We start from the raw sequence: 20,704 nt of genomic DNA, 5'->3' as shown, positions 1-20,704 counted from the left end.
CATGCACCTCACCGGCACACACATAGCCTACCTCCACACCTGTCATAGAAAACTATGGCTGTTTGCCAATGGTATACAAATGGAGCATAACTCTGAAATAGTGGCGGAGGGAAAGCTGATTGCCGAAACTACTTACCTGGACAGGGCCAGAAAGTACACAGAACTGGCTATAGACGGAATCAAAATAGACTTTTATGATGCTAAAAACAAGGTAGTCCATGAAGTGAAAAAATCCGACAAAGTAGAACATGCGCACAAGGCACAGGTCATTTACTATTTATATGTACTTCATAAGAATGGAATATCTGACGCCTCTGCGATTCTGGAATACCCCAAACTTAAACTGAGAGATACGATTGTCTGGAACCCGGATTTTATAAATCAGGTAAACTCGTGGGTGGAAAAAGCTTTATACATTATTAACTCTAAAGAATGTCCGCCTCTTGTTCCAAAAAGTATTTGTAAAAAATGCTCTTATTACGAACTCTGCTATATTGATGAATAGTTATGTCCTTATTCAAAAACAAATATCGTATTGAATCTGCACGGTGGAGAAACTGGGATTATACCAGCGCAGGAGCCTATTTCATAACCATATGTACTCAGAACAGGCTACATTATTTCGGGAAAATCGAAAATGCTGAAGTAAAATTATCTGAGGCGGGTGAAATTGCTTCGCAATTTTGGCTCGAAATTCCAGAACATTTTTCTCATGCACAGGTGGGTGAATTTGTAATTATGCCGGATCATATGCACGGAATACTGATTTTGGATTCTTCTGCTACTGTACCGCCGTTGCAGTGCAGCGGCGGTACAGATCATTTTGATAATGCACAGACGTTGCAATGCAATAGCTGTACAGATCATTTTGATAATGCACAGACGTTGCAATGCAATGAGGGTACAGATCATTTTGATAACGCACAGACGTTGCAATGCAATGAGGGTACAGATCATTTTGATAACGCACAGACGTTGCAATGCAACGTCTCTGGCAGTGGCGGTGGTGGCGGTGGCGGTGGCGCGGGCACAAAAAATCAATTCATGGCGGATATTTCACCCAAACCGGGATCGGTATCTACAATCATCCGATCATACAAATCTGCGTGCACCAAACAGATTAATATGATGCTGCCCACACTAAATTTCGGCTGGCAATCTCGTTTTCACGATCATGTTATCCGAAACCAGCAGGAGCATTTCCGGATTGCCCAATATATTATCAACAATCCAAAAAACTTGAAGCACGGCGAACGCAAATGATTTAATCCATGAAAAAAACCTATTACCTCTTCAATCCCGGGCGCTTGAGCCGCAAAGACAATACCTTGAAATTCGTGCCCGTAGATGAAAATGGCGTGGAAGGCACACCGAAATATATCCCGGTAGAAGGCGTGTCAGATTTATATTGCTTTGGAGCTTTGGATGCCAATTCGGCACTCTATAATTTTCTGGGAAAACAACAGATCGGCGTTCATTTTTTTGATTATTATGAACATTATACCGGAAGCTTTCTGCCTAAAGAATATCTGTTGGCGGGCAAAATGCAGATTGAGCAGACCAAACATTATCTCTCAAAAACCAAGCGCCTGGCCATCGCGCGCAAGTTTGTGGAAGGTGCGGCTTTTAATATTGTTAAAAATCTCAGATATTACCAGTCCCGCGGCAAAGATCTGCAGGCGCATATTGATACAGTTGCCAGTTTTGCGGCTTCTATTGCACAGACCAGTGAAATTGATCAGTTGATGGGAGTTGAAGGCAATATCAGGCAAGTTTATTATGATGCTTTTGATTTAATCCTCAATGATTTTGCCATGAATGGGCGCAGCAAGCAACCTCCCAAAAATGAGGTGAACGCGCTGGTATCTTTCGGGAATATGATGTGCTACTCCCTGTGTTTAGGCCAGATCTATCATACACAGCTAAATCCGACCATCAGTTTTCTTCATGAACCGGGTTACCGCCGATATTCGCTGGCATTGGATTTGGCCGAAATCTTTAAACCGATCTTGGTGGATCGTGTCATATTTAAAGTTTTGAATAAAAAGGAGATACAGGCCAAGGACTTTGATGTGCAGGTGAATAGTGTGGTCCTGAAAGACGCAGCCCGTAAAATATTTGTCCGTGCATTTGAAGAGCGCCTCAACGAAACCATCAAGCACCGCGCGCTGGGTCGCAACGTAAGCTATAAACACTTGGTTAAACTTGAATGTTATAAACTTACCAAGCATATGCTGAACATGGAAGAATACAAACCTTTTAAAGCATGGTGGTAGGATGTACGTGATATTGGTATATGATATGGGCGAAAAACGCGTGGGTAAAATGCTGAAACTATGTCGCAAATATCTGAATTGGATACAGAACTCTGTCTTCGAGGGCGAAATTACGGAGGTGAAATTAAAGGAACTTCAGCATCTTGCCAAACAAATTATGAATATGGAGGAAGACAGCTTAATCATTTTTAAGAGTAGAAATGAGCGATGGCTGGAGAAAGAAATTACGGGTAAAGAACCGAACAAATTGGATACTTTTCTTTAAACAGTAGTTGTCGGTAGTCTGTTTTTTTGGCGCATATGTTCTTTGACATCTACGATAAAAATCACAATACTGCTGATTCACAGTTTCCTACAAAGTTGTCGGTGCCCATACAAAAACCGATTATTGGTCACCGACGATTTTTTAAGATAAAAAATGTCTATATTAGCATTGTAAAAGCCCATAAACAGGGCGTTACAATAGCCGGATGCGCCGGCTTTTAATCGCACAATCATTGAATTGAAACATGTCCAGGAATCTTGCTAGTCCGCTGATTCCCGCCACTTTTAATCGCACAATCATTGAATTGAAACATATCAATCTTTTCGCGGAATGGGAGTTCTGATAGTTCTTTTAATCGCACAATCATTGAATTGAAACAATGTTCAAAGACCGGGACGACAGGCGCGATACACTCTTTTAATCGCACAATCATTGAATTGAAACCCAGATGACCAATTCGCTTTTACTGTTGATGTCAAGTCTTTTAATCGCACAATCATTGAATTGAAACATTGACGTCGCCTGCATGGCCGCGTTTTGGTTTTTCTTTTAATCGCACAATCATTGAATTGAAACCATCTGTATAAGTACCATCACCCTTCAGCCATTTTCCTCTTTTAATCGCACAATCATTGAATTGAAACACTGCGAAACACTCACCTCATAAGTTTCTGTTTTGTCTTTTAATCGCACAATCATTGAATTGAAACTGTTACATTAAAACGAAAAACCCGCCGGAGCGGATTCTTTTAATCGCACAATCATTGAATTGAAACTTCAGAAAACCCTTCAGCCGGGAACTCTGCAGATTATCTTTTAATCGCACAATCATTGAATTGAAACCCGCTAAGGGTGCTTTACCGGCTTCGTGGTTGTAGCCTTTTAATCGCACAATCATTGAATTGAAACAACAATGTCCGATCTGGCAGGTGTAGCATCTTCATCTTTTAATCGCACAATCATTGAATTGAAACTATTTTAAAAGTTCATTAAAAAGTGACTTCCCAAACTTTTAATCGCACAATCATTGAATTGAAACATCCTGATACGCAATGTCGCCACGATCAATACCCGCCTTTTAATCGCACAATCATTGAATTGAAACTAATAAAAAACCTTATAATACAGATTTATAAGGTTCTTTTAATCGCACAATCATTGAATTGAAACCTGCCGCTTATGCCGATGGCATTGTGGATGCCGAGGACTTTTAATCGCACAATCATTGAATTGAAACAAATATTCATCACTATTAAACGGCCCTTTTGTATCTTTTAATCGCACAATCATTGAATTGAAACCGTTGTACCAAAACGCACGTATACCAACGTACTGGAACTTTTAATCGCACAATCATTGAATTGAAACACTTGATGGAAATATATCACGCAGCGCAAGACGAAAACTTTTAATCGCACAATCATTGAATTGAAACTCAATGAATTTCTCGGGCGATATTCAAGATTTCTCAACTTTTAATCGCACAATCATTGAATTGAAACAGCGATTGCAGGAGTATTGCTCACTAAATTATCGCTACTTTTAATCGCACAATCATTGAATTGAAACATAAAATAGCAGCAGAAACAGAAGGCCAAACCCTCTCTTTTAATCGCACAATCATTGAATTGAAACATGTGATAAAGTATGTCTGAATTCACCGCTAAAAGCTTTTAATCGCACAATCATTGAATTGAAACTATAATGCTGAACGGCTATAGACTTTCTTAAATCCCTCTTTTAATCGCACAATCATTGAATTGAAACAAATATCGAAAATCCAAAAATCTCTTACCATGGCTGCTTTTAATCGCACAATCATTGAATTGAAACTTATTAGACCTAAAACGTGCCTTAGGTTTAGCTAAACTTTTAATCGCACAATCATTGAATTGAAACCAAAATAAGGCTTGCGGCATTTTCGGACTTTTAATCGCACAATCATTGAATTGAAACTCTTGTACCAAAACGCACGTAGTACCAACGTACTGGAACTTTTAATCGCACAATCATTGAATTGAAACACTTGATGGAAATATATCACGCAGCGCAAGACGAAAACTTTTAATCGCACAATCATTGAATTGAAACTCAATGAATTTCTCGGGCGATATTCAAGATTTCTCAACTTTTAATCGCACAATCATTGAATTGAAACAGCGATTGCAGGAGTATTGCTCACTAAATTATCGCTACTTTTAATCGCACAATCATTGAATTGAAACATAAAATAGCAGCAGAAACAGAAGGCCAAACCCTCTCTTTTAATCGCACAATCATTGAATTGAAACTTAACTTTAGCAAATCAGCCTTCAGCGCCTGTGGCACTTTTAATCGCACAATCATTGAATTGAAACTCGCAATATTAATCGTTCTATCACTTCTGGGAGTACTTTTAATCGCACAATCATTGAATTGAAACGATATTCAAGTTTGCCAGATGGATTCATGTTCTTGCCCTTTTAATCGCACAATCATTGAATTGAAACAATCCTGATCAGGAATTTCATTTAATGAAACTTTCTTTTAATCGCACAATCATTGAATTGAAACTCGGGAACAGAATTTCGGAGTTACCGGCAGAGGCATCCTTTTAATCGCACAATCATTGAATTGAAACAAGCAACTCCTTCACCGGAGGAGTTGCTACTTAAACTTTTAATCGCACAATCATTGAATTGAAACAAGGATGCTTTTGAAAAATTGCTGGCAGGATGCACCCTTTTAATCGCACAATCATTGAATTGAAACGCGACATTCACGAAGTAGTAACAGTTTATACAGACGCTTTTAATCGCACAATCATTGAATTGAAACTAATTAACTGCTCACTTGTTAATTGGGGCTACAATCTTTTAATCGCACAATCATTGAATTGAAACTGCTTTGCCATCTTCAGCGAGATTGCTCGCAGATAGTCTTTTAATCGCACAATCATTGAATTGAAACAATTTTGACACTTGAAGGCATTACCATAGAGCCAACTTTTAATCGCACAATCATTGAATTGAAACTATCCTTTTCCGGCTCGCTCAATAACTCGTGCAGCGCTTTTAATCGCACAATCATTGAATTGAAACACCGGAAGCACTAAAGAGGACGTAGTCATCAATTCATCTTTTAATCGCACAATCATTGAATTGAAACTGATGATATTGCAATAACATACGATGCCACAAAAACCTTTTAATCGCACAATCATTGAATTGAAACTGCCTTATTTTCAAGATATTGAGCTGACGACATCTGCTTTTAATCGCACAATCATTGAATTGAAACGTTTTTTACGGTGAAGTTATTATTGAAAAGTATGACTTTTAATCGCACAATCATTGAATTGAAACCTGCTGTTTTATGAGTTCCGCTGTTTTCGTGTGCCTTTTAATCGCACAATCATTGAATTGAAACTTGAAAGTTTGACTAATGTTTCCTGCTTTGACTTCTTTTAATCGCACAATCATTGAATTGAAACTTTCCTGAAACTGAAGAGTGCAGCGCGTAGGTGTATCTTTTAATCGCACAATCATTGAATTGAAACACGCTGTTATGGAACCGCTAATGCTTTCAGATTTGCTTTTAATCGCACAATCATTGAATTGAAACTTCCTTTCTTACTTTTGCGGCTGCTTCAAGATCGGCTTTTAATCGCACAATCATTGAATTGAAACGCGGAATGTCGAAACTGATCTGCAAAAATTCGCATCTTTTAATCGCACAATCATTGAATTGAAACTTGCCTACTTAATGAAGAATCTTGTTACCAATTCAGCTTTTAATCGCACAATCATTGAATTGAAACCTGAATTTAGCGTTGGCAAGTAATTCGTTTTCGGCGCTTTTAATCGCACAATCATTGAATTGAAACTAACCGGCATTGTTTACATCGTTACCGGTTTCTCAACTCGTCTTTTAATCGCACAATCATTGAATTGAAACCATTGAAAGAGCTTGATGTGTTCGCTTTTTTGAGTTCTTTTTAATCGCACAATCATTGAATTGAAACACTTTATTAAGGGGTATTTGTCACACCAACGCTTTCTTTTAATCGCACAATCATTGAATTGAAACTTATCTGCTCTTTTTCTTTTGAGATATATAAATCTTCTTTTAATCGCACAATCATTGAATTGAAACGTAGGTTTCGTGTTGTTGGTCTGTTAGGCTCATGATACTTTTAATCGCACAATCATTGAATTGAAACCATACAGTTCGAGCCGCATTATTTTCGCAAACGCGTACTTTTAATCGCACAATCATTGAATTGAAACAAAAAATGACGACATATCTTTATATTATGCTGGTCTTTTAATCGCACAATCATTGAATTGAAACCTGTCTGCATTATTGATATATTAATGTCTTTTAATGCTTTTAATCGCACAATCATTGAATTGAAACGCACCTACACCAACTTCGGGGGGATTGTGGTGACGGACTTTTAATCGCACAATCATTGAATTGAAACAAGAGAAGGAATTGAGCGAAGAAAAAGCAAAGAACCCTTTTAATCGCACAATCATTGAATTGAAACTTTTCATCCCTCAATAATTTGCCATTTTCGTCCCTTTCTTTTAATCGCACAATCATTGAATTGAAACACAGAAACCGCAAGACAGATACTGCGGAAGTCATAAGCTTTTAATCGCACAATCATTGAATTGAAACCATTTGGGTGTTATAATCCCTTGCTTTCTGATTTTCTTTTAATCGCACAATCATTGAATTGAAACTACCAAATTCATACTCAATATCAATAGATGCATTAGGACTTTTAATCGCACAATCATTGAATTGAAACCAGGACAGTATGATGACTATTGTGTAGTAAACTTATCTTTTAATCGCACAATCATTGAATTGAAACTATATATACCATACTCATCTGCTGTAAATGTGGTACCTTTTAATCGCACAATCATTGAATTGAAACAGAGGATTGAATGAAAGATTTTCTGTATTTTGGTCCTTTTAATCGCACAATCATTGAATTGAAACGGCTTTAAATAATAGTCGATTAATACCCACAAAGCACTTTTAATCGCACAATCATTGAATTGAAACATAATAGCCTTCCTTTGCTATTTCCATGCATTCCGCAACTTTTAATCGCACAATCATTGAATTGAAACAGCCGATAAGGAAGAACTTTTGGAAGCGTTGGAAAGCTTTTAATCGCACAATCATTGAATTGAAACTCTGTAGTAAGGGAATAGGCAAAAACTTTATAACAGCTTTTAATCGCACAATCATTGAATTGAAACATGAACCCGATAAACTTTTGGGTACATTTCAGTTCTTTTAATCGCACAATCATTGAATTGAAACTCATACATAGCCTTTTTATTTGCTGTTTCGGCTGCTTTTAATCGCACAATCATTGAATTGAAACAGGATTAAATGATAGGTTTTCGGTGTTTTGGTCTACTTTTAATCGCACAATCATTGAATTGAAACTCTGGAGAATTAATCTTTTATGACACATTTATACATTCTTTTAATCGCACAATCATTGAATTGAAACATGATAAGACTTGATGCAGCGCAAGAGGGCAAGTACCTTTTAATCGCACAATCATTGAATTGAAACTTAGGCAAAAAACAATCAACTTTAACTGTTTTTATTCTTTTAATCGCACAATCATTGAATTGAAACACAGTCATTACCTCGTGAATGAAAAATTCATTCTACCTTTTAATCGCACAATCATTGAATTGAAACTTATATAGCAACATCAAAAGGAAGGATATTTTCAACTTTTAATCGCACAATCATTGAATTGAAACATCCAAAATTGGACTGATCCCTGAACCTGCTGTAAACTTTTAATCGCACAATCATTGAATTGAAACCAATAGTCGCTTCACGGACTTGATGGAGTAGTTTTCTTTTAATCGCACAATCATTGAATTGAAACCCACCTAATTGCAGTTTTTCCATATAATGCTGACTCTTTTAATCGCACAATCATTGAATTGAAACTATCAAATGATGTTCGAGTAAGATGGGACAAATTAAACTTTTAATCGCACAATCATTGAATTGAAACAACGAACTTACACAAATGTACTTGAACAGCATTGGTTCTTTTAATCGCACAATCATTGAATTGAAACCCAATAGGGCGTTTGCGAAATTTTGCAAGAAAAATTCTTTTAATCGCACAATCATTGAATTGAAACTACAAAAAAAGAAAAGTCTTATAAACGGTAACAAGTCTTTTAATCGCACAATCATTGAATTGAAACACGTAAAACGTTCCGTCATCCTTTACGAATGATAAATCTTTTAATCGCACAATCATTGAATTGAAACGCATTAATAAGAGAACGTACTGAAGTATCCGCTGGGCTTTTAATCGCACAATCATTGAATTGAAACGTAGGCTTTGAAGAGATAGAACTCCGGAAGGAACACCCTTTTAATCGCACAATCATTGAATTGAAACAACAAGACTTATTTTTCTTTTAAATTCGTATATTAGCTTTTAATCGCACAATCATTGAATTGAAACAAGTTACGCCCGCTGCAATCGCAACAGCAGGATTTAACTTTTAATCGCACAATCATTGAATTGAAACCAGCGATGGGTTGAATATTTGCAAACAAATCAATTGGCTTTTAATCGCACAATCATTGAATTGAAACAGCAGATTTGGCAAAAGCTAATGCCGAAAATGCGACTTTTAATCGCACAATCATTGAATTGAAACCGGTAAGTTTATATATTTCCTGCTGCGCTGGGTTACCTTTTAATCGCACAATCATTGAATTGAAACTGGAAAAGGTGAAATGAAAGGTTACACCTTTATGCACTTTTAATCGCACAATCATTGAATTGAAACTAAATTTTATAAGTATCGTCATGAGTTATAAAATCTCTTTTAATCGCACAATCATTGAATTGAAATGATAAACCATGGACATCGCCCAGGTGAATGATTCCTTTTAATCGCACAATCATTGAATTGAAATCGGTGAAGACCGGTTACCGGTGCAGCAGGGGATGAGCTTTTAATCGCACAATCATTGAATTGAAATAGTGTCTTTTTTATTAAACAGTACAGATATTCGTATTTGTACTGTTTTTCTTTTTGTAAGATTTTGGTATTAATTCCTGTTGTTGATGCATTTGCATCGGTGTTAAATAATGATTTGACAAATGCGGTCTTAACTTATTATAAACCTCTACGGTTTGTTTGACCAAAATCTTTCTTGTATTCAAATCTACATTAAATTTATCAATATCATATTCCTGTTTTAAAATTCCATTAATTCTTTCGGCTATGGCATTCTCATAAGGATCGGATTCTTGTGTCATGCTACAACGTATTTTATGCTTTTTCAATAGCTTTTGATAATCATCTGAACAATACTGTAACCCTCTATCCGAGTGATGGATAAGGTTCTTTGTGTTTTCAGTTTTCAGTGCCATTTTTAAAGCATTTAGACAAGATGCCGTTGCCAAGGAATCTGACACATCAAAGCCTACTATTTTCTTAGAATAAGCATCGGTTATTAAACTTAAATAGGCAGGGTTTTCTCTGTTTCCCAAGTAAGTTATGTCTGATACCCAAACATTATTGGGCTTTTTGTATTGATAATCTTTAATCAAATTTTTATGTTTTTTAAAACGATGATACGAATTGGTTGTTTTGTGATAGCTTCTTTTGGGGATGATTAACAAATGGTTAGCCCTTAAGATGTCAAAGAATTTGTCTCTGCCAATTTTTAAGCTTTCAAGCTTCTCTTTCAAAAGAAAATACAACTTCTTTCCACCCATCTTGGGATGAATCATTCGCAGCTCTGCTACCCAATCCACAACCTGCTGTGCATTTTGTTGTCGCTTTGCTCTTCGTTTAAAATAACGATAATAAACCTGCCGGTCCACCCCGAACAATTCACAGGAGAAACTTATGGTTTCTTTTTGTTCCTTTCGGAAAGATTCGATAGTTCCGGTGGTGAGTTTTTTCGTATGTCAATTTGATATTCCTCTTCGGCAAGGTTGATCATCATATCGAAAATAATGGCTTTTTTATCCGCCACATAAGCCTGTTTCTCAAGTAAAGCTTTCTGTTTTTGCAAAAGCTTTACCTAGGCTTCAAGCTCCATAATCTTTTGTTCTGGTGACTTTGGCATATTCGATGGTGTTTGGTTCTCCCAATCAAAGGTACCAAATTTTCTAAGCCAACTCACAACAGTGCTTCGGGCTTGGATACCATACTTACGGCAGGCACCCACAGTAGATAACTCCCCAGACTCGATTTCTTTTACAACACTCAATTTAAAAGACATACTGTAATCGCGCTGAGTGCTTTTCACATAATTGTTTCTTTCTTCCATGATAACGATTTCTTTTTTGTATCGCTATTTCAGGACGGGAGCAATAACTATATCTCTTAAGAACCACCTTTCGGGTGGTTTTTTTGTTTTGAGGGATTGGTGTGAATTTTTTCATGTTCTGGTTCAGGGAGTTGTGACTTATGCGAGAAAATAATGATTGGATGATTTGGAATGGGAGATAAATGGCGTATCTTTGCAGTCCCAAATGAGGGGAAGCGCAGTAGTTGAATTATAAGAGACCGAGATGTTGTTTAGGATTTTGGATAGCTTTCAGAAATGCTTAAAAAAAAACTTCACAAAACATTTTGCAGATTCAAGATTAGTTGTATCTTTGCAATCCCAAATCGAGAGAAGCGGGGAGCGGAGTAGAAGATTAGGATTGAATTTAGCGGAGATTAAGGCTTACGAAAAAAAGTTTTAAATTTTTCTCCAAAACATTTGGTCAATTAAAAAATAGTTTATACTTTTGCACTCGCAAATCAGAACAAACGACAGATAAAAAGTTCTGAAGGAAGCGAAAAGAAAAGAGATCATTGACATACAAATAACAACCAAAAAAGTAAGGAAAAACTAAAGCGTCAATACTTTAAGTAGAGTCAGAACAAACATACAATGGAGAGTTTGATCCTGGCTCAGGATGAACGCTAGCGGGAGGCCTAACACATGCAAGCCGAGCGGTATTTTTTCTTCGGAAGAGAGAGAGCGGCGTACGGGTGCGTAACACGTGTGCAACCTGCCTTTATCTGGGGGATAGCCTTTCGAAAGGAAGATTAACACCCCATAATATAATGATTGGCATCAATTATTATTGAAAACTCCGGTGGATAGAGATGGGCACGCGCAAGATTAGATAGTTGGTGAGGTAACGGCTCACCAAGTCGATGATCTTTAGGGGTCCTGAGAGGGAGATCCCCCACACTGGTACTGAGACACGGACCAGACTCCTACGGGAGGCAGCAGTGAGGAATATTGGACAATGGGTGAGAGCCTGATCCAGCCATCCCGCGTGAAGGAAGACGGTCCTATGGATTGTAAACTTCTTTTGTACAGGAATAAACCTACTTACGTGTAAGTAGCTGAAGGTACTGTACGAATAAGCACCGGCTAACTCCGTGCCAGCAGCCGCGGTAATACGGAGGGTGCAAGCGTTATCCGGATTTATTGGGTTTAAAGGGTCCGTAGGCGGGCCTGTAAGTCAGTGGTGAAATCTCATAGCTTAACTATGAAACTGCCATTGATACTGCAGGTCTTGAGTAAATTTGAAGTGGCTGGAATAAGTAGTGTAGCGGTGAAATGCATAGATATTACTTAGAACACCAATTGCGAAGGCAGGTCACTAAGATTTAACTGACGCTGATGGACGAAAGCGTGGGTAGCGAACAGGATTAGATACCCTGGTAGTCCACGCCGTAAACGATGCTAACTCGTTTTTGGATCTTCGGATTCAGAGACCAAGCGAAAGTGATAAGTTAGCCACCTGGGGAGTACGTTCGCAAGAATGAAACTCAAAGGAATTGACGGGGGCCCGCACAAGCGGTGGATTATGTGGTTTAATTCGATGATACGCGAGGAACCTTACCAAGACTTAAATGGGAAATGACAGGTTTAGAAATAGACCCTTCTTCGGACATTTTTCAAGGTGCTGCATGGTTGTCGTCAGCTCGTGCCGTGAGGTGTTAGGTTAAGTCCTGCAACGAGCGCAACCCCTGTCACTAGTTGCCATCATTCAGTTGGGGACTCTAGTGAGACTGCCTACGCAAGTAGAGAGGAAGGTGGGGATGACGTCAAATCATCACGGCCCTTACGTCTTGGGCCACACACGTAATACAATGGCCGGTACAGAGGGCAGCTACCTAGCGATAGGATGCAAATCTCGAAAGCCGGTCTCAGTTCGGATTGGAGTCTGCAACTCGACTCTATGAAGCTGGAATCGCTAGTAATCGCGCATCAGCCATGGCGCGGTGAATACGTTCCCGGGCCTTGTACACACCGCCCGTCAAGCCATGGAAGTTTGGGGTACCTGAAGTCGGTGACCGTAAAAGGAGCTGCCTAGGGTAAAACAAGTAACTAGGGCTAAGTCGTAACAAGGTAGCCGTACCGGAAGGTGCGGCTGGAACATCTCATTTTAGAGCGTCTTATAGACGTTAAACAAATACAAAGATACTTTTACGTATCGCTGTACTTTACTTAAAGATGCTTTAGTTTTTTACTTTTGGTTGATATTTAAAAATACACCCACTAGAAAATTAGTATTAGGGAGGAGATACAAGAGCCAGGAGGCAAGAATCAAGACAGTAGAAGTCTTGTATCTAGCATCTTGAATCTAAAAGTCTTAACAAGACAGTCTCGTAGCTCAGCTGGTTAGAGCGCTACACTGATAATGTAGAGGTCGGCAGTTCGAGCCTGCCCGAGACTACTAATTGAAAAGACGGGAAGATGAAAGAGCCAAGAGCCAAGACAACGAATTGAAAAGTCTTGAATCTAGCATCTTGAGTTTCTTAGTCTGAACTAGAGGGGAATTAGCTCAGCTGGCTAGAGCGCCTGCCTTGCACGCAGGAGGTCAAGGGTTCGACTCCCTTATTCTCCACATATTGTATGATGTATGAAAGTACAAAGTATAATGTATGAGTGTGATATCAGGAAATGTATACTACAAATGACGGAGCCGTCATTAATACATTTTACATATTACATTAATACAAGAAAAAAGATCATTGACATTAACGGTAAGAACATCACAAAGAGAAAACCGAGCACTTACGGGTGCGGAGTTTAAAAATAGGTTGATAATTGAATTATCGACAAAACAACTAAACTAATTTATATTAGGAAAGAAATCGTTAAGGGCGTATGGCGGATGCCTAGGCTTTCAGAGGCGAAGAAGGACGTGGTAAGCTGCGAAAAGCTCGGGGGATTGGCACACACGAATTGATCCCGAGATGTCCGAATGGGGCAACCCAATACATTGAAGATGTATTACTCTAAATTTATTTAGAGAGCAAACCCGGCGAACTGAAACATCTAAGTACCCGGAGGAAAAGAAATCGAAGAGATTCCGTAAGTAGTGGCGAGCGAAAGCGGATTAGCCCAAAAGCTTTTATATGTTTAATAGAATGTTCTGGAAAGAACAGCCATAGAGGGTGATAGCCCCGTATATGAAAGGCATACATAAGTGATAAATGAGTAGGGCGGGACACGTGAAATCCTGTCTGAATATGGGGGGACCATCCTCCAAGGCTAAATACTCCTGAAAGACCGATAGTGAACAAGTACTGTGAAGGAAAGGTGAAAAGCACTTCGAATAGAAGGGTGAAAGAGAACCTGAAACCGTACGCCTACAAGCGGTCGGAGCCCACAAGTTGGGTGACGGCGTGCCTTTTGCATAATGAGCCTACGAGTTAATTTTACTAGCGAGCTTAAGCACTTCAGGTGCGGAGGCGGAGCGAAAGCGAGTCTGAACAGGGCGCTATAGTTAGTAGGATTAGACGCGAAACCTTGTGATCTACCCATGGGCAGGTTGAAGCTTTGGTAACACAAAGTGGAGGACCGAACCGGTTGACGTTGAAAAGTCTTCGGATGACTTGTGGGTAGGGGTGAAAGGCCAATCAAACTGGGAGATAGCTCGTACTCCCCGAAATGCATTTAGGTGCAGCGTCGTGATAAGTTTATTAGAGGTAGAGCTACTGATTGGATGCGGGGGAGTCAAATCCTACCAATTCCTGACAAACTCCGAATGCTAATAAATGTTGCACGGCAGTGAGGGCATGGGTGCTAAGGTCCATGTCCGAGAGGGAAAGAACCCGGACCAACAGCTAAGGTCCCCAAATCTATACTAAGTTGAAACAACGCGGTTGGACTGCATTGACAGCTAGGATGTTGGCTTGGAAGCAGCCATTCATTTAAAGAGTGCGTAACAGCTCACTAGTCGAGCGGTCCGGCATGGATAATAATCGGGCATAAGTATAGTACCGAAGCTATGGATTTATAACTTTAGAGTTATATCTGGTAGGGGAGCATTCTATCGGCGCAGAAGCAGTATCGTGAGGTATTGTGGAGCTTATAGAAAAGAAAATGTAGGCATAAGTAACGATAAAGGGGGCGAGAAACCCCCTCACCGAAAGACTAAGGTTTCCTCAGCCATGCTAATCAGCTGAGGGTTAGTCGGGACCTAACGCGAACCCGAAAGGGGAAGTGGATGGACAATGGGTTAATATTCCCATACTTGCTCACACTAAAAAGGGGACGGATTTACGTACTTGCTGGAGACTGACGGAATAGTCAAGGCCTAGCCTTCGGGCGAAGCTGCTGCAGGGAAATAGATTCCAAGAAAAGCCGAAGTGAAGCAACCCGTACCAAAACCGACACAGGTAGTCGAGGAGAGAATCCTAAGGTGCTAGAGTGAATCATGGTTAAGGAACTAGGCAAAATAGTCTCGTAACTTCGGAAGAAGAGACGCCATCAGCAATGGTGGCCGCAGTGAAGAGGCCCAGGCGACTGTTTATCAAAAACACAGGACTCTGCTAAATCGAAAGATGCTGTATAGGGTCTGACACCTGCCCGGTGCTGGAAGGTTAAGGAAGGTTGTTAGCAGCAATGCGAAGCAATTGACTGAAGCCCCAGTAAACGGCGGCCGTAACTATAACGGTCCTAAGGTAGCGAAATTCCTTGTCGGGTAAGTTCCGACCTGCACGAATGGTGTAACGATCTGGGCACTGTCTCAACCATGAGCTCTGTGAAATTGTAGTATCGGTGAAGATGCCGATTACCCGCAATGGGACGAAAAGACCCTGTGAACCTTTACTATAACTTCGTATTGACTTTGAGTAAACAATGTGTAGGATAGGTGGGAGACTATGAAGCGGGCACGCCAGTGTCCGTGGAGTCAACGTTGAAATACCACCCTTTGTTTACTTGGAGCCTAACTTCTGCAAAGAAGGACATTGCGTGGTGGGTAGTTTGACTGGGGTGGTCGCCTCCAAAAGAGTAACGGAGGCTTTCAAAGGTACCCTCAGCACGCTTGGTAACCGTGCGTAGAGTGTAATGGCATAAGGGTGCTTGACTGTGAGACCTACAAGTCGATCAGGTGCGAAAGCAGGACATAGTGATCCGGTGGTTCCGTATGGAAGGGCCATCGCTCATAGGATAAAAGGTACTCCGGGGATAACAGGCTAGTCTCCCCCAAGAGCTCACATCGACGGGGAGGTTCGGCACCTCGATGTCGGCTCGTCACATCCTGGGGCTGGAGAAGGTCCCAAGGGTTGGGCTGTTCGCCCATTAAAGTGGCACGCGAGCTGGGTTCAGAACGTCGTGAGACAGTTCGGTCTCTATCTATTGCGGGCGTTAGATGTTTGAGAGGGCTTGAATCTAGTACGAGAGGACCGATTTGAACAAACCTCTGGTGTATCAGTTGTACCGCCAGGTGCACCGCTGAGTAGCTACGTTTGGAAAGGATAAGCACTGAAAGCATATAAGTGCGAAACCTGCCTCAAGATGAGACATCTTTTAAGGGTCGTGGGAGATGACCACGTCGATAGGCTACAGGTGTAAAGACAGTAATGTCATAGCCGAGTAGTACTAATTACCCGTAGATTTATAGCTTAATATACCCAATATCCACGTAAGTGCATTAAAGGTTTACTCTTTGTGAGCGTTTTTATCGATAACAATAGAACCAAGATATCAGAACCAAGAACCAAGATTGAAGTCTTGCATCTTGAATCTAGCATCTTGACTCTAAATAACATATTTAGGGTGGTTTTAGCAGAGGGGCTCACCTGTTCCCATTCCGAACACAGAAGTTAAGCCCTCTAGCGCCGATGGTACTGCGAAAGCGGGAGAGTAGGTCGCCGCCAGTCTTTTTAAACCTCAATCATTTATTTGATTGAGGTTTTTTTATGCCTAAATAGCAACATTACAATATCTTATCCAAATCACTGAGCTGATCCGCCAAAGTCATCTGGAATGTTAAACTAGCAAGAAACATAATACATCTGTGAGTGTATGATACTTATTTTAATCTAATTAGGTAGAGTAGGCTAAAAAATAAACTAGGTTAACATACTTCCCATTATCATATGGTAACAAAACCTTTTGTAATCTTCCCTAAAAACCGAAACGAATATAAATTTAGTTTTTAAATTTAGGAAAGATGAAACAAAGCAAATTTACAGAGGTTCAGATCATAAATATAAACTTCGTTTTTATCATTAATGTACAGCTTAAATTCATCTGTTTTGGACAGGTGGACAATGTGCAAACCCTTGTCCAGTCATACCTGTTGGATTGTTAATGATTTGGATTATTTCAAACGTAGCTGTACGCTTCCTGCCTATATTAATTTCTCGGGTCTATAGTTCCAAAATGTCCTATGTTGGGCATTAAGAACCTTGCTCGATAGCTGCGTCATTGCGGACGCAGCGAAAGCAATCTACAAATGTGACTTCCTCCGCTGCGCAAAATCTCCTGACATTAGCGGTTTATTTATAAGGTATATACTGTTTTATACCTTCACCTCTATTACCACTTATTACCTTCCATACCTACTTGCTCCCTTCCGCATTAAAAATTTTACGGTACTATCGAATACCTACTGAAAAGTTGTCGTTGAGAATGTGAAACTTTGCTTCTACTACAAACACTACGATGAAAACACGACCCGTCCGACTCTACTTTATCCAAAAGACATTCAGCGCATCACCGGCAAAAGCGAACGCTATAGCCGCAGTCTGATGACCAGAATCAAACCTACTTGCACAAATCCGACCATCAGGTTTCTCACGGTCGAAGAATTCTGCACCTATATGGGCCTTCCATACGAATCCGTGAAAGAACTGATACACTATCAGCTGGTCTCAGCAGCCATGGATATTAATTTTGAAAGCGGCAGCTACACCACAGCACAAAGCCAGACGCCCATCAGGCTAATTGATACAGCGGTGACTACTGCGGAACAGTTAACGCAGCAACTGACCGCGGCTTCAGTGAATCCACTCTTTCTGATTTTTGGTGTAAATTTCTATCATCAACGGCGCTTTTTACGAACTGAAGAACGGGATATTTAATGCACCGCAGATCATTAATATATCTGGAACCCCATAGACATGGAACATGAACTGATTAGAACTTACCATGCAAACGGTAATAAGTCTCCATTCTGAAAATCAGATTCAAATATGAGTCAATGATATTAAACAGCATGTGTTTGATAGGTCATTTTCATGTATTTACAAGGTTTCTTTATTACTTTAATGGCGCAATGTCAGCCTGTAGACAGTCCTCAGCGGTTAGGTGTAGTGCCTTATGATTTCTCGCAGTTTTATTTAAACAGTAGAAAAAATGATTTGGTGATATCAGAAATATTATTAATTTTGATATAGCAACATACACAGAATTATTAATCCACAATGACAGCTATTTTTATTTCAGCTCCTGTAAATTTATCCCATTATGAAAAACCAAATCGTTATCGCTTCGCTGTTTCTGGGAGCTGTTGCTTTAGGAACAAATAAGGTTCAGGCACAAAAATCTGAGCAGGCCACTACCACCGTAAGCATTGTTTTAGCAGATGTAATTTCCATTGACGAGGGAAGTATGGCTTCTGAAGGAGCGGTGGGTTTCAGTTATGCAAATGCGGCAGATTATAATTCTACGAAAAACGTGACGGTGCCGAATAGTTTAGTCATCATTTCCTCTAAAAATTTCGATGTAAAAGTAAAATCCGAGGGCGCCAATTTTGTAAGCGGTTCCAATATGATCCCGGTAGATGTATTGCAGGTAAAAGCAGTGCCAGGCGGAAGTTTAAGCGGAAACATGAATGAAGTGACGCTTTCTACAGCAGATCAAATCCTGGTAAGCAACGCAGCCTTAGGGGCAAAACAATCTTTAAATATTGATTATTCCATCTCCGCGGAAAAAGCATCAAAGGTGCTTTTAGGTAAACCCAAAGGCTCTTACACACAAAAAGTAACGTATACCGCGACTGCTTTATAATTAAAATAAACATCCAAAAATATAAGCCCTCAGCATTCAATAAATGCTGAGGGCTTTTTTAATTAATACATCTATAATTCTTGTAGTGATTTTACTACATGAGGTTCCAATTTCCACTACAATTAAACTTTCACCGCCGCTGTAAATTTGCAGTATCAAAAGAGAACAATTACACAAGAATAACAAATAAAAGAAAATATTATGAAAAAGTCATTCGCCATCGCAGCTCTTACTTTCGGAGCACTCGTATTTGGAACAAACAAAGTTCAGGCTCAGAACACCACCGCAACCACCACGGTGAGCATTACCTTAAATGATGTGATCTCAATCGATGCAGGAAGTACCGCAATTTCTGGCGCAGTAGCTTTTAATTATGTGACGGCGGCGGATTATAACTCGGAGAAAACAGTTCCCCAAGCCAACGCTTTGAAGGTAACTTCAACAAAGCCTTTTAACGTAAAAGTAAAAGCAGGTGGCGCGAACTTCGTTCATGGGACCACTTCAGCCAACGTAATCCCTGTAAGCGTTTTAACGATTAAAGCGGCTACAGCAGCCGGCACGATGGGCGGAACAAAAAGCGCGGTGGTTTTATCAGCAGCGGATCAGACCTTAGTGGCAAACGCTCCACTGGGAAGCGCCTTGACCTTAAACCTGGATTATACCATTCCAGCAGCAAAATCTTCTTCTGCGGATATCCTGGGTAAGCCAGCGGGAACATATACACAAACTGTAACTTATACCGCGACTGCTTTATAATTAAAATATCGAAAAATATAAGCCCTCAATATTTAAAAATGTTGAGGGTTTTTTATTTAGAGAAATTCTTGTAGTGATTTTACTACATGAGGTTCCAATTTGCACTACAATGAAACTTTCACCACCGCTGTAAATTTGCAGTGTTAAAAGAGAACAATTAAACAAATAAACTTATACAGCACCGGCTATATAAATTTTTTTTTAGTTTGTAAAGGTTCCTTTAGTTACGTTTTCAGTAGTTTTGGGAATCTTTTATTTTTTTAAACCATTTACACCATGCGCAAATTCATTCACCTTTTTACATTCATCCTCCTTACAGGATCTTCTATGCTTTTGGCACAAAGTATTTCGATGTCGCCTACACGTCTGTTTTTCACCGGTAACCCAGGTGAAAAAATATCAAAGACCGTTACGCTGAATAACAGTTCGGATAAGGATTACGTTTTTAACCTCAACTATAAAGATTGGGCTAGAGAAGAAGACGGAAACAAAGTGTATTTTAACGCAGGTACATCAAAGACTTCAAATGCCGCCTGGGTATCTACTTTGGAAAATTCCGTAACGGTTCCCGCGAAAAGCACCAAGGAGATTGTAGTAACGATGCAGATCCCGGCTAACGCCTCAAAGTCGGTGGTGACCAACAGTATGCTGTTTTTTACCCAACTTCCGCAGCAGACCGATCAGGCAAAGGTTCAGAACGGAATCGGGATCATCACTTTGTTTGAAGTAGGGCTGCATATTTTTTATACACCACCAGGGAACAACATCAAAAGTCTGGATATTACCAATATTGCAGAGGTTTCTACAGAAAATACTGCGAACAGAAAAGTCGCGGTTAGCATCCACAACGATGGGAATACGATCAATGATGCCACCGTTGAGTTTGAACTCACGAATACAGATACGGGTAAGGAAATTAAATTGCCGGCAGTTTCAATTTCGATGATGCCGGATACCAATCAGGTGGTGCAGTTTTCATTACCGGAGAACATTTCCGGAAACTTCCTCGGTGTTGCGATCATAAAAATGGCCGGATCCAATGATTTACGCGTAGGCGAAAAAAACTTTAAATTTTAA

The 20,704-nt window shown here is 39.8% G+C and carries 11 protein-coding genes, 2 tRNA genes, 3 rRNA genes and 1 CRISPR repeat array; of the genes, 13 read left to right on the top strand and 3 right to left on the bottom strand.

Annotated features, from left to right (window positions below):
• The first annotated feature begins 1 nt into the window (after position 1).
• Genes CO230_RS09310 through cas2 form a run of 4 tightly spaced genes read left to right on the top strand, consistent with a single transcriptional unit; the run spans position 2 to position 2,541 of the window.
• Positions 2-505, top strand: a complete 504-nt coding sequence (locus tag CO230_RS09310; RefSeq protein WP_122028343.1) for a CRISPR-associated protein Cas4 — start codon at positions 2-4, stop codon at positions 503-505.
• A 2-nt stretch (positions 506-507) separates the two neighbouring features.
• Complete coding sequence (locus CO230_RS09305) at positions 508-1,263, top strand: transposase (protein WP_122028342.1); 756 nt, start codon at positions 508-510, stop codon at positions 1,261-1,263.
• Between the two features lie 8 nt (positions 1,264-1,271).
• A complete protein-coding gene (cas1b, locus tag CO230_RS09300) occupies positions 1,272-2,276 on the top strand; it encodes a type I-B CRISPR-associated endonuclease Cas1b (protein ID WP_122028341.1) in 1,005 nt (334 codons plus the stop codon).
• Between the two features lies 1 nt (position 2,277).
• Complete coding sequence (gene cas2, locus CO230_RS09295) at positions 2,278-2,541, top strand: CRISPR-associated endonuclease Cas2 (RefSeq protein ID WP_122028340.1); 264 nt, start codon at positions 2,278-2,280, stop codon at positions 2,539-2,541.
• Between the two features lie 214 nt (positions 2,542-2,755).
• Positions 2,756-9,580: direct repeats of the CRISPR family, unit length 30 nt; unit sequence CTTTTAATCGCACAATCATTGAATTGAAAC.
• A gap of 13 nt (positions 9,581-9,593) precedes the next feature.
• Here cas2 and CO230_RS09290 read toward each other — a convergent pair.
• The 3 genes from CO230_RS09290 to CO230_RS12470 are packed head-to-tail and all read right to left on the bottom strand — an operon-like array spanning position 9,594 to position 10,882.
• The gene (locus CO230_RS09290) at positions 9,594-10,430 is read right to left on the bottom strand and encodes an IS3 family transposase (RefSeq protein WP_262601792.1); all 837 of its coding nucleotides are present in this window, start codon (positions 10,428-10,430) and stop codon (positions 9,594-9,596) included.
• Between the two features lie 23 nt (positions 10,431-10,453).
• Positions 10,454-10,624 carry a hypothetical protein gene (locus tag CO230_RS12475; RefSeq protein ID WP_228438120.1) on the bottom strand — a complete coding sequence of 57 codons (171 nt, stop codon included), beginning with the start codon at positions 10,622-10,624 and terminating at the stop codon, positions 10,454-10,456.
• Between the two features lie 9 nt (positions 10,625-10,633).
• Complete coding sequence (locus tag CO230_RS12470; RefSeq protein WP_228438118.1) at positions 10,634-10,882, bottom strand: transposase; 249 nt, start codon at positions 10,880-10,882, stop codon at positions 10,634-10,636.
• 609 nt (positions 10,883-11,491) lie between these two features.
• Here CO230_RS12470 and CO230_RS09285 point away from each other — a divergent pair.
• The 9 genes from CO230_RS09285 (at position 11,492) to CO230_RS09245 (ending at position 20,704) form a co-directional block, all read left to right on the top strand.
• Positions 11,492-13,008, top strand: a 16S ribosomal RNA gene (locus CO230_RS09285).
• A 216-nt stretch (positions 13,009-13,224) separates the two neighbouring features.
• Positions 13,225-13,298: transfer RNA gene (locus CO230_RS09280), tRNA-Ile, on the top strand.
• A gap of 97 nt (positions 13,299-13,395) precedes the next feature.
• Positions 13,396-13,469, top strand: a tRNA-Ala gene (locus tag CO230_RS09275).
• A gap of 243 nt (positions 13,470-13,712) precedes the next feature.
• Positions 13,713-16,480: ribosomal RNA gene (locus CO230_RS09270) — 23S ribosomal RNA — on the top strand.
• A gap of 149 nt (positions 16,481-16,629) precedes the next feature.
• A 5S ribosomal RNA gene (gene rrf / locus CO230_RS09265) occupies positions 16,630-16,737 on the top strand.
• The 16S, 23S and 5S rRNA genes sit together here with 2 tRNA genes alongside, the layout of an rRNA operon.
• A gap of 756 nt (positions 16,738-17,493) precedes the next feature.
• Positions 17,494-17,943 (top strand): hypothetical protein, encoded by a 450-nt coding sequence (locus tag CO230_RS12275; protein WP_185140489.1) that lies wholly within the window; start codon positions 17,494-17,496, stop codon positions 17,941-17,943.
• Positions 17,944-18,328: 385 nt separating this feature from the next.
• Positions 18,329-18,871 (top strand): peptidoglycan-binding protein LysM, encoded by a 543-nt coding sequence (locus CO230_RS09255; RefSeq protein ID WP_122028339.1) that lies wholly within the window; start codon positions 18,329-18,331, stop codon positions 18,869-18,871.
• Positions 18,872-19,072: 201 nt separating this feature from the next.
• Entirely contained in the window at positions 19,073-19,627 is a 555-nt protein-coding gene (locus CO230_RS09250; RefSeq protein ID WP_122028338.1) for a peptidoglycan-binding protein LysM, read from the top strand.
• Positions 19,628-19,903: 276 nt separating this feature from the next.
• On the top strand, positions 19,904-20,704 hold the full coding sequence (locus CO230_RS09245) for an Fn3-like domain-containing protein (protein ID WP_228438117.1): 801 nt from the start codon (positions 19,904-19,906) through the stop codon (positions 20,702-20,704).

It is taken from the genome of Chryseobacterium sp. 6424, from assembly GCF_003692615.1.
In the GTDB taxonomy this organism is placed as follows: Bacteria; Bacteroidota; Bacteroidia; order Flavobacteriales; family Weeksellaceae; genus Kaistella.
This window is presented reverse-complemented; position numbering and strand designations above follow the sequence as displayed.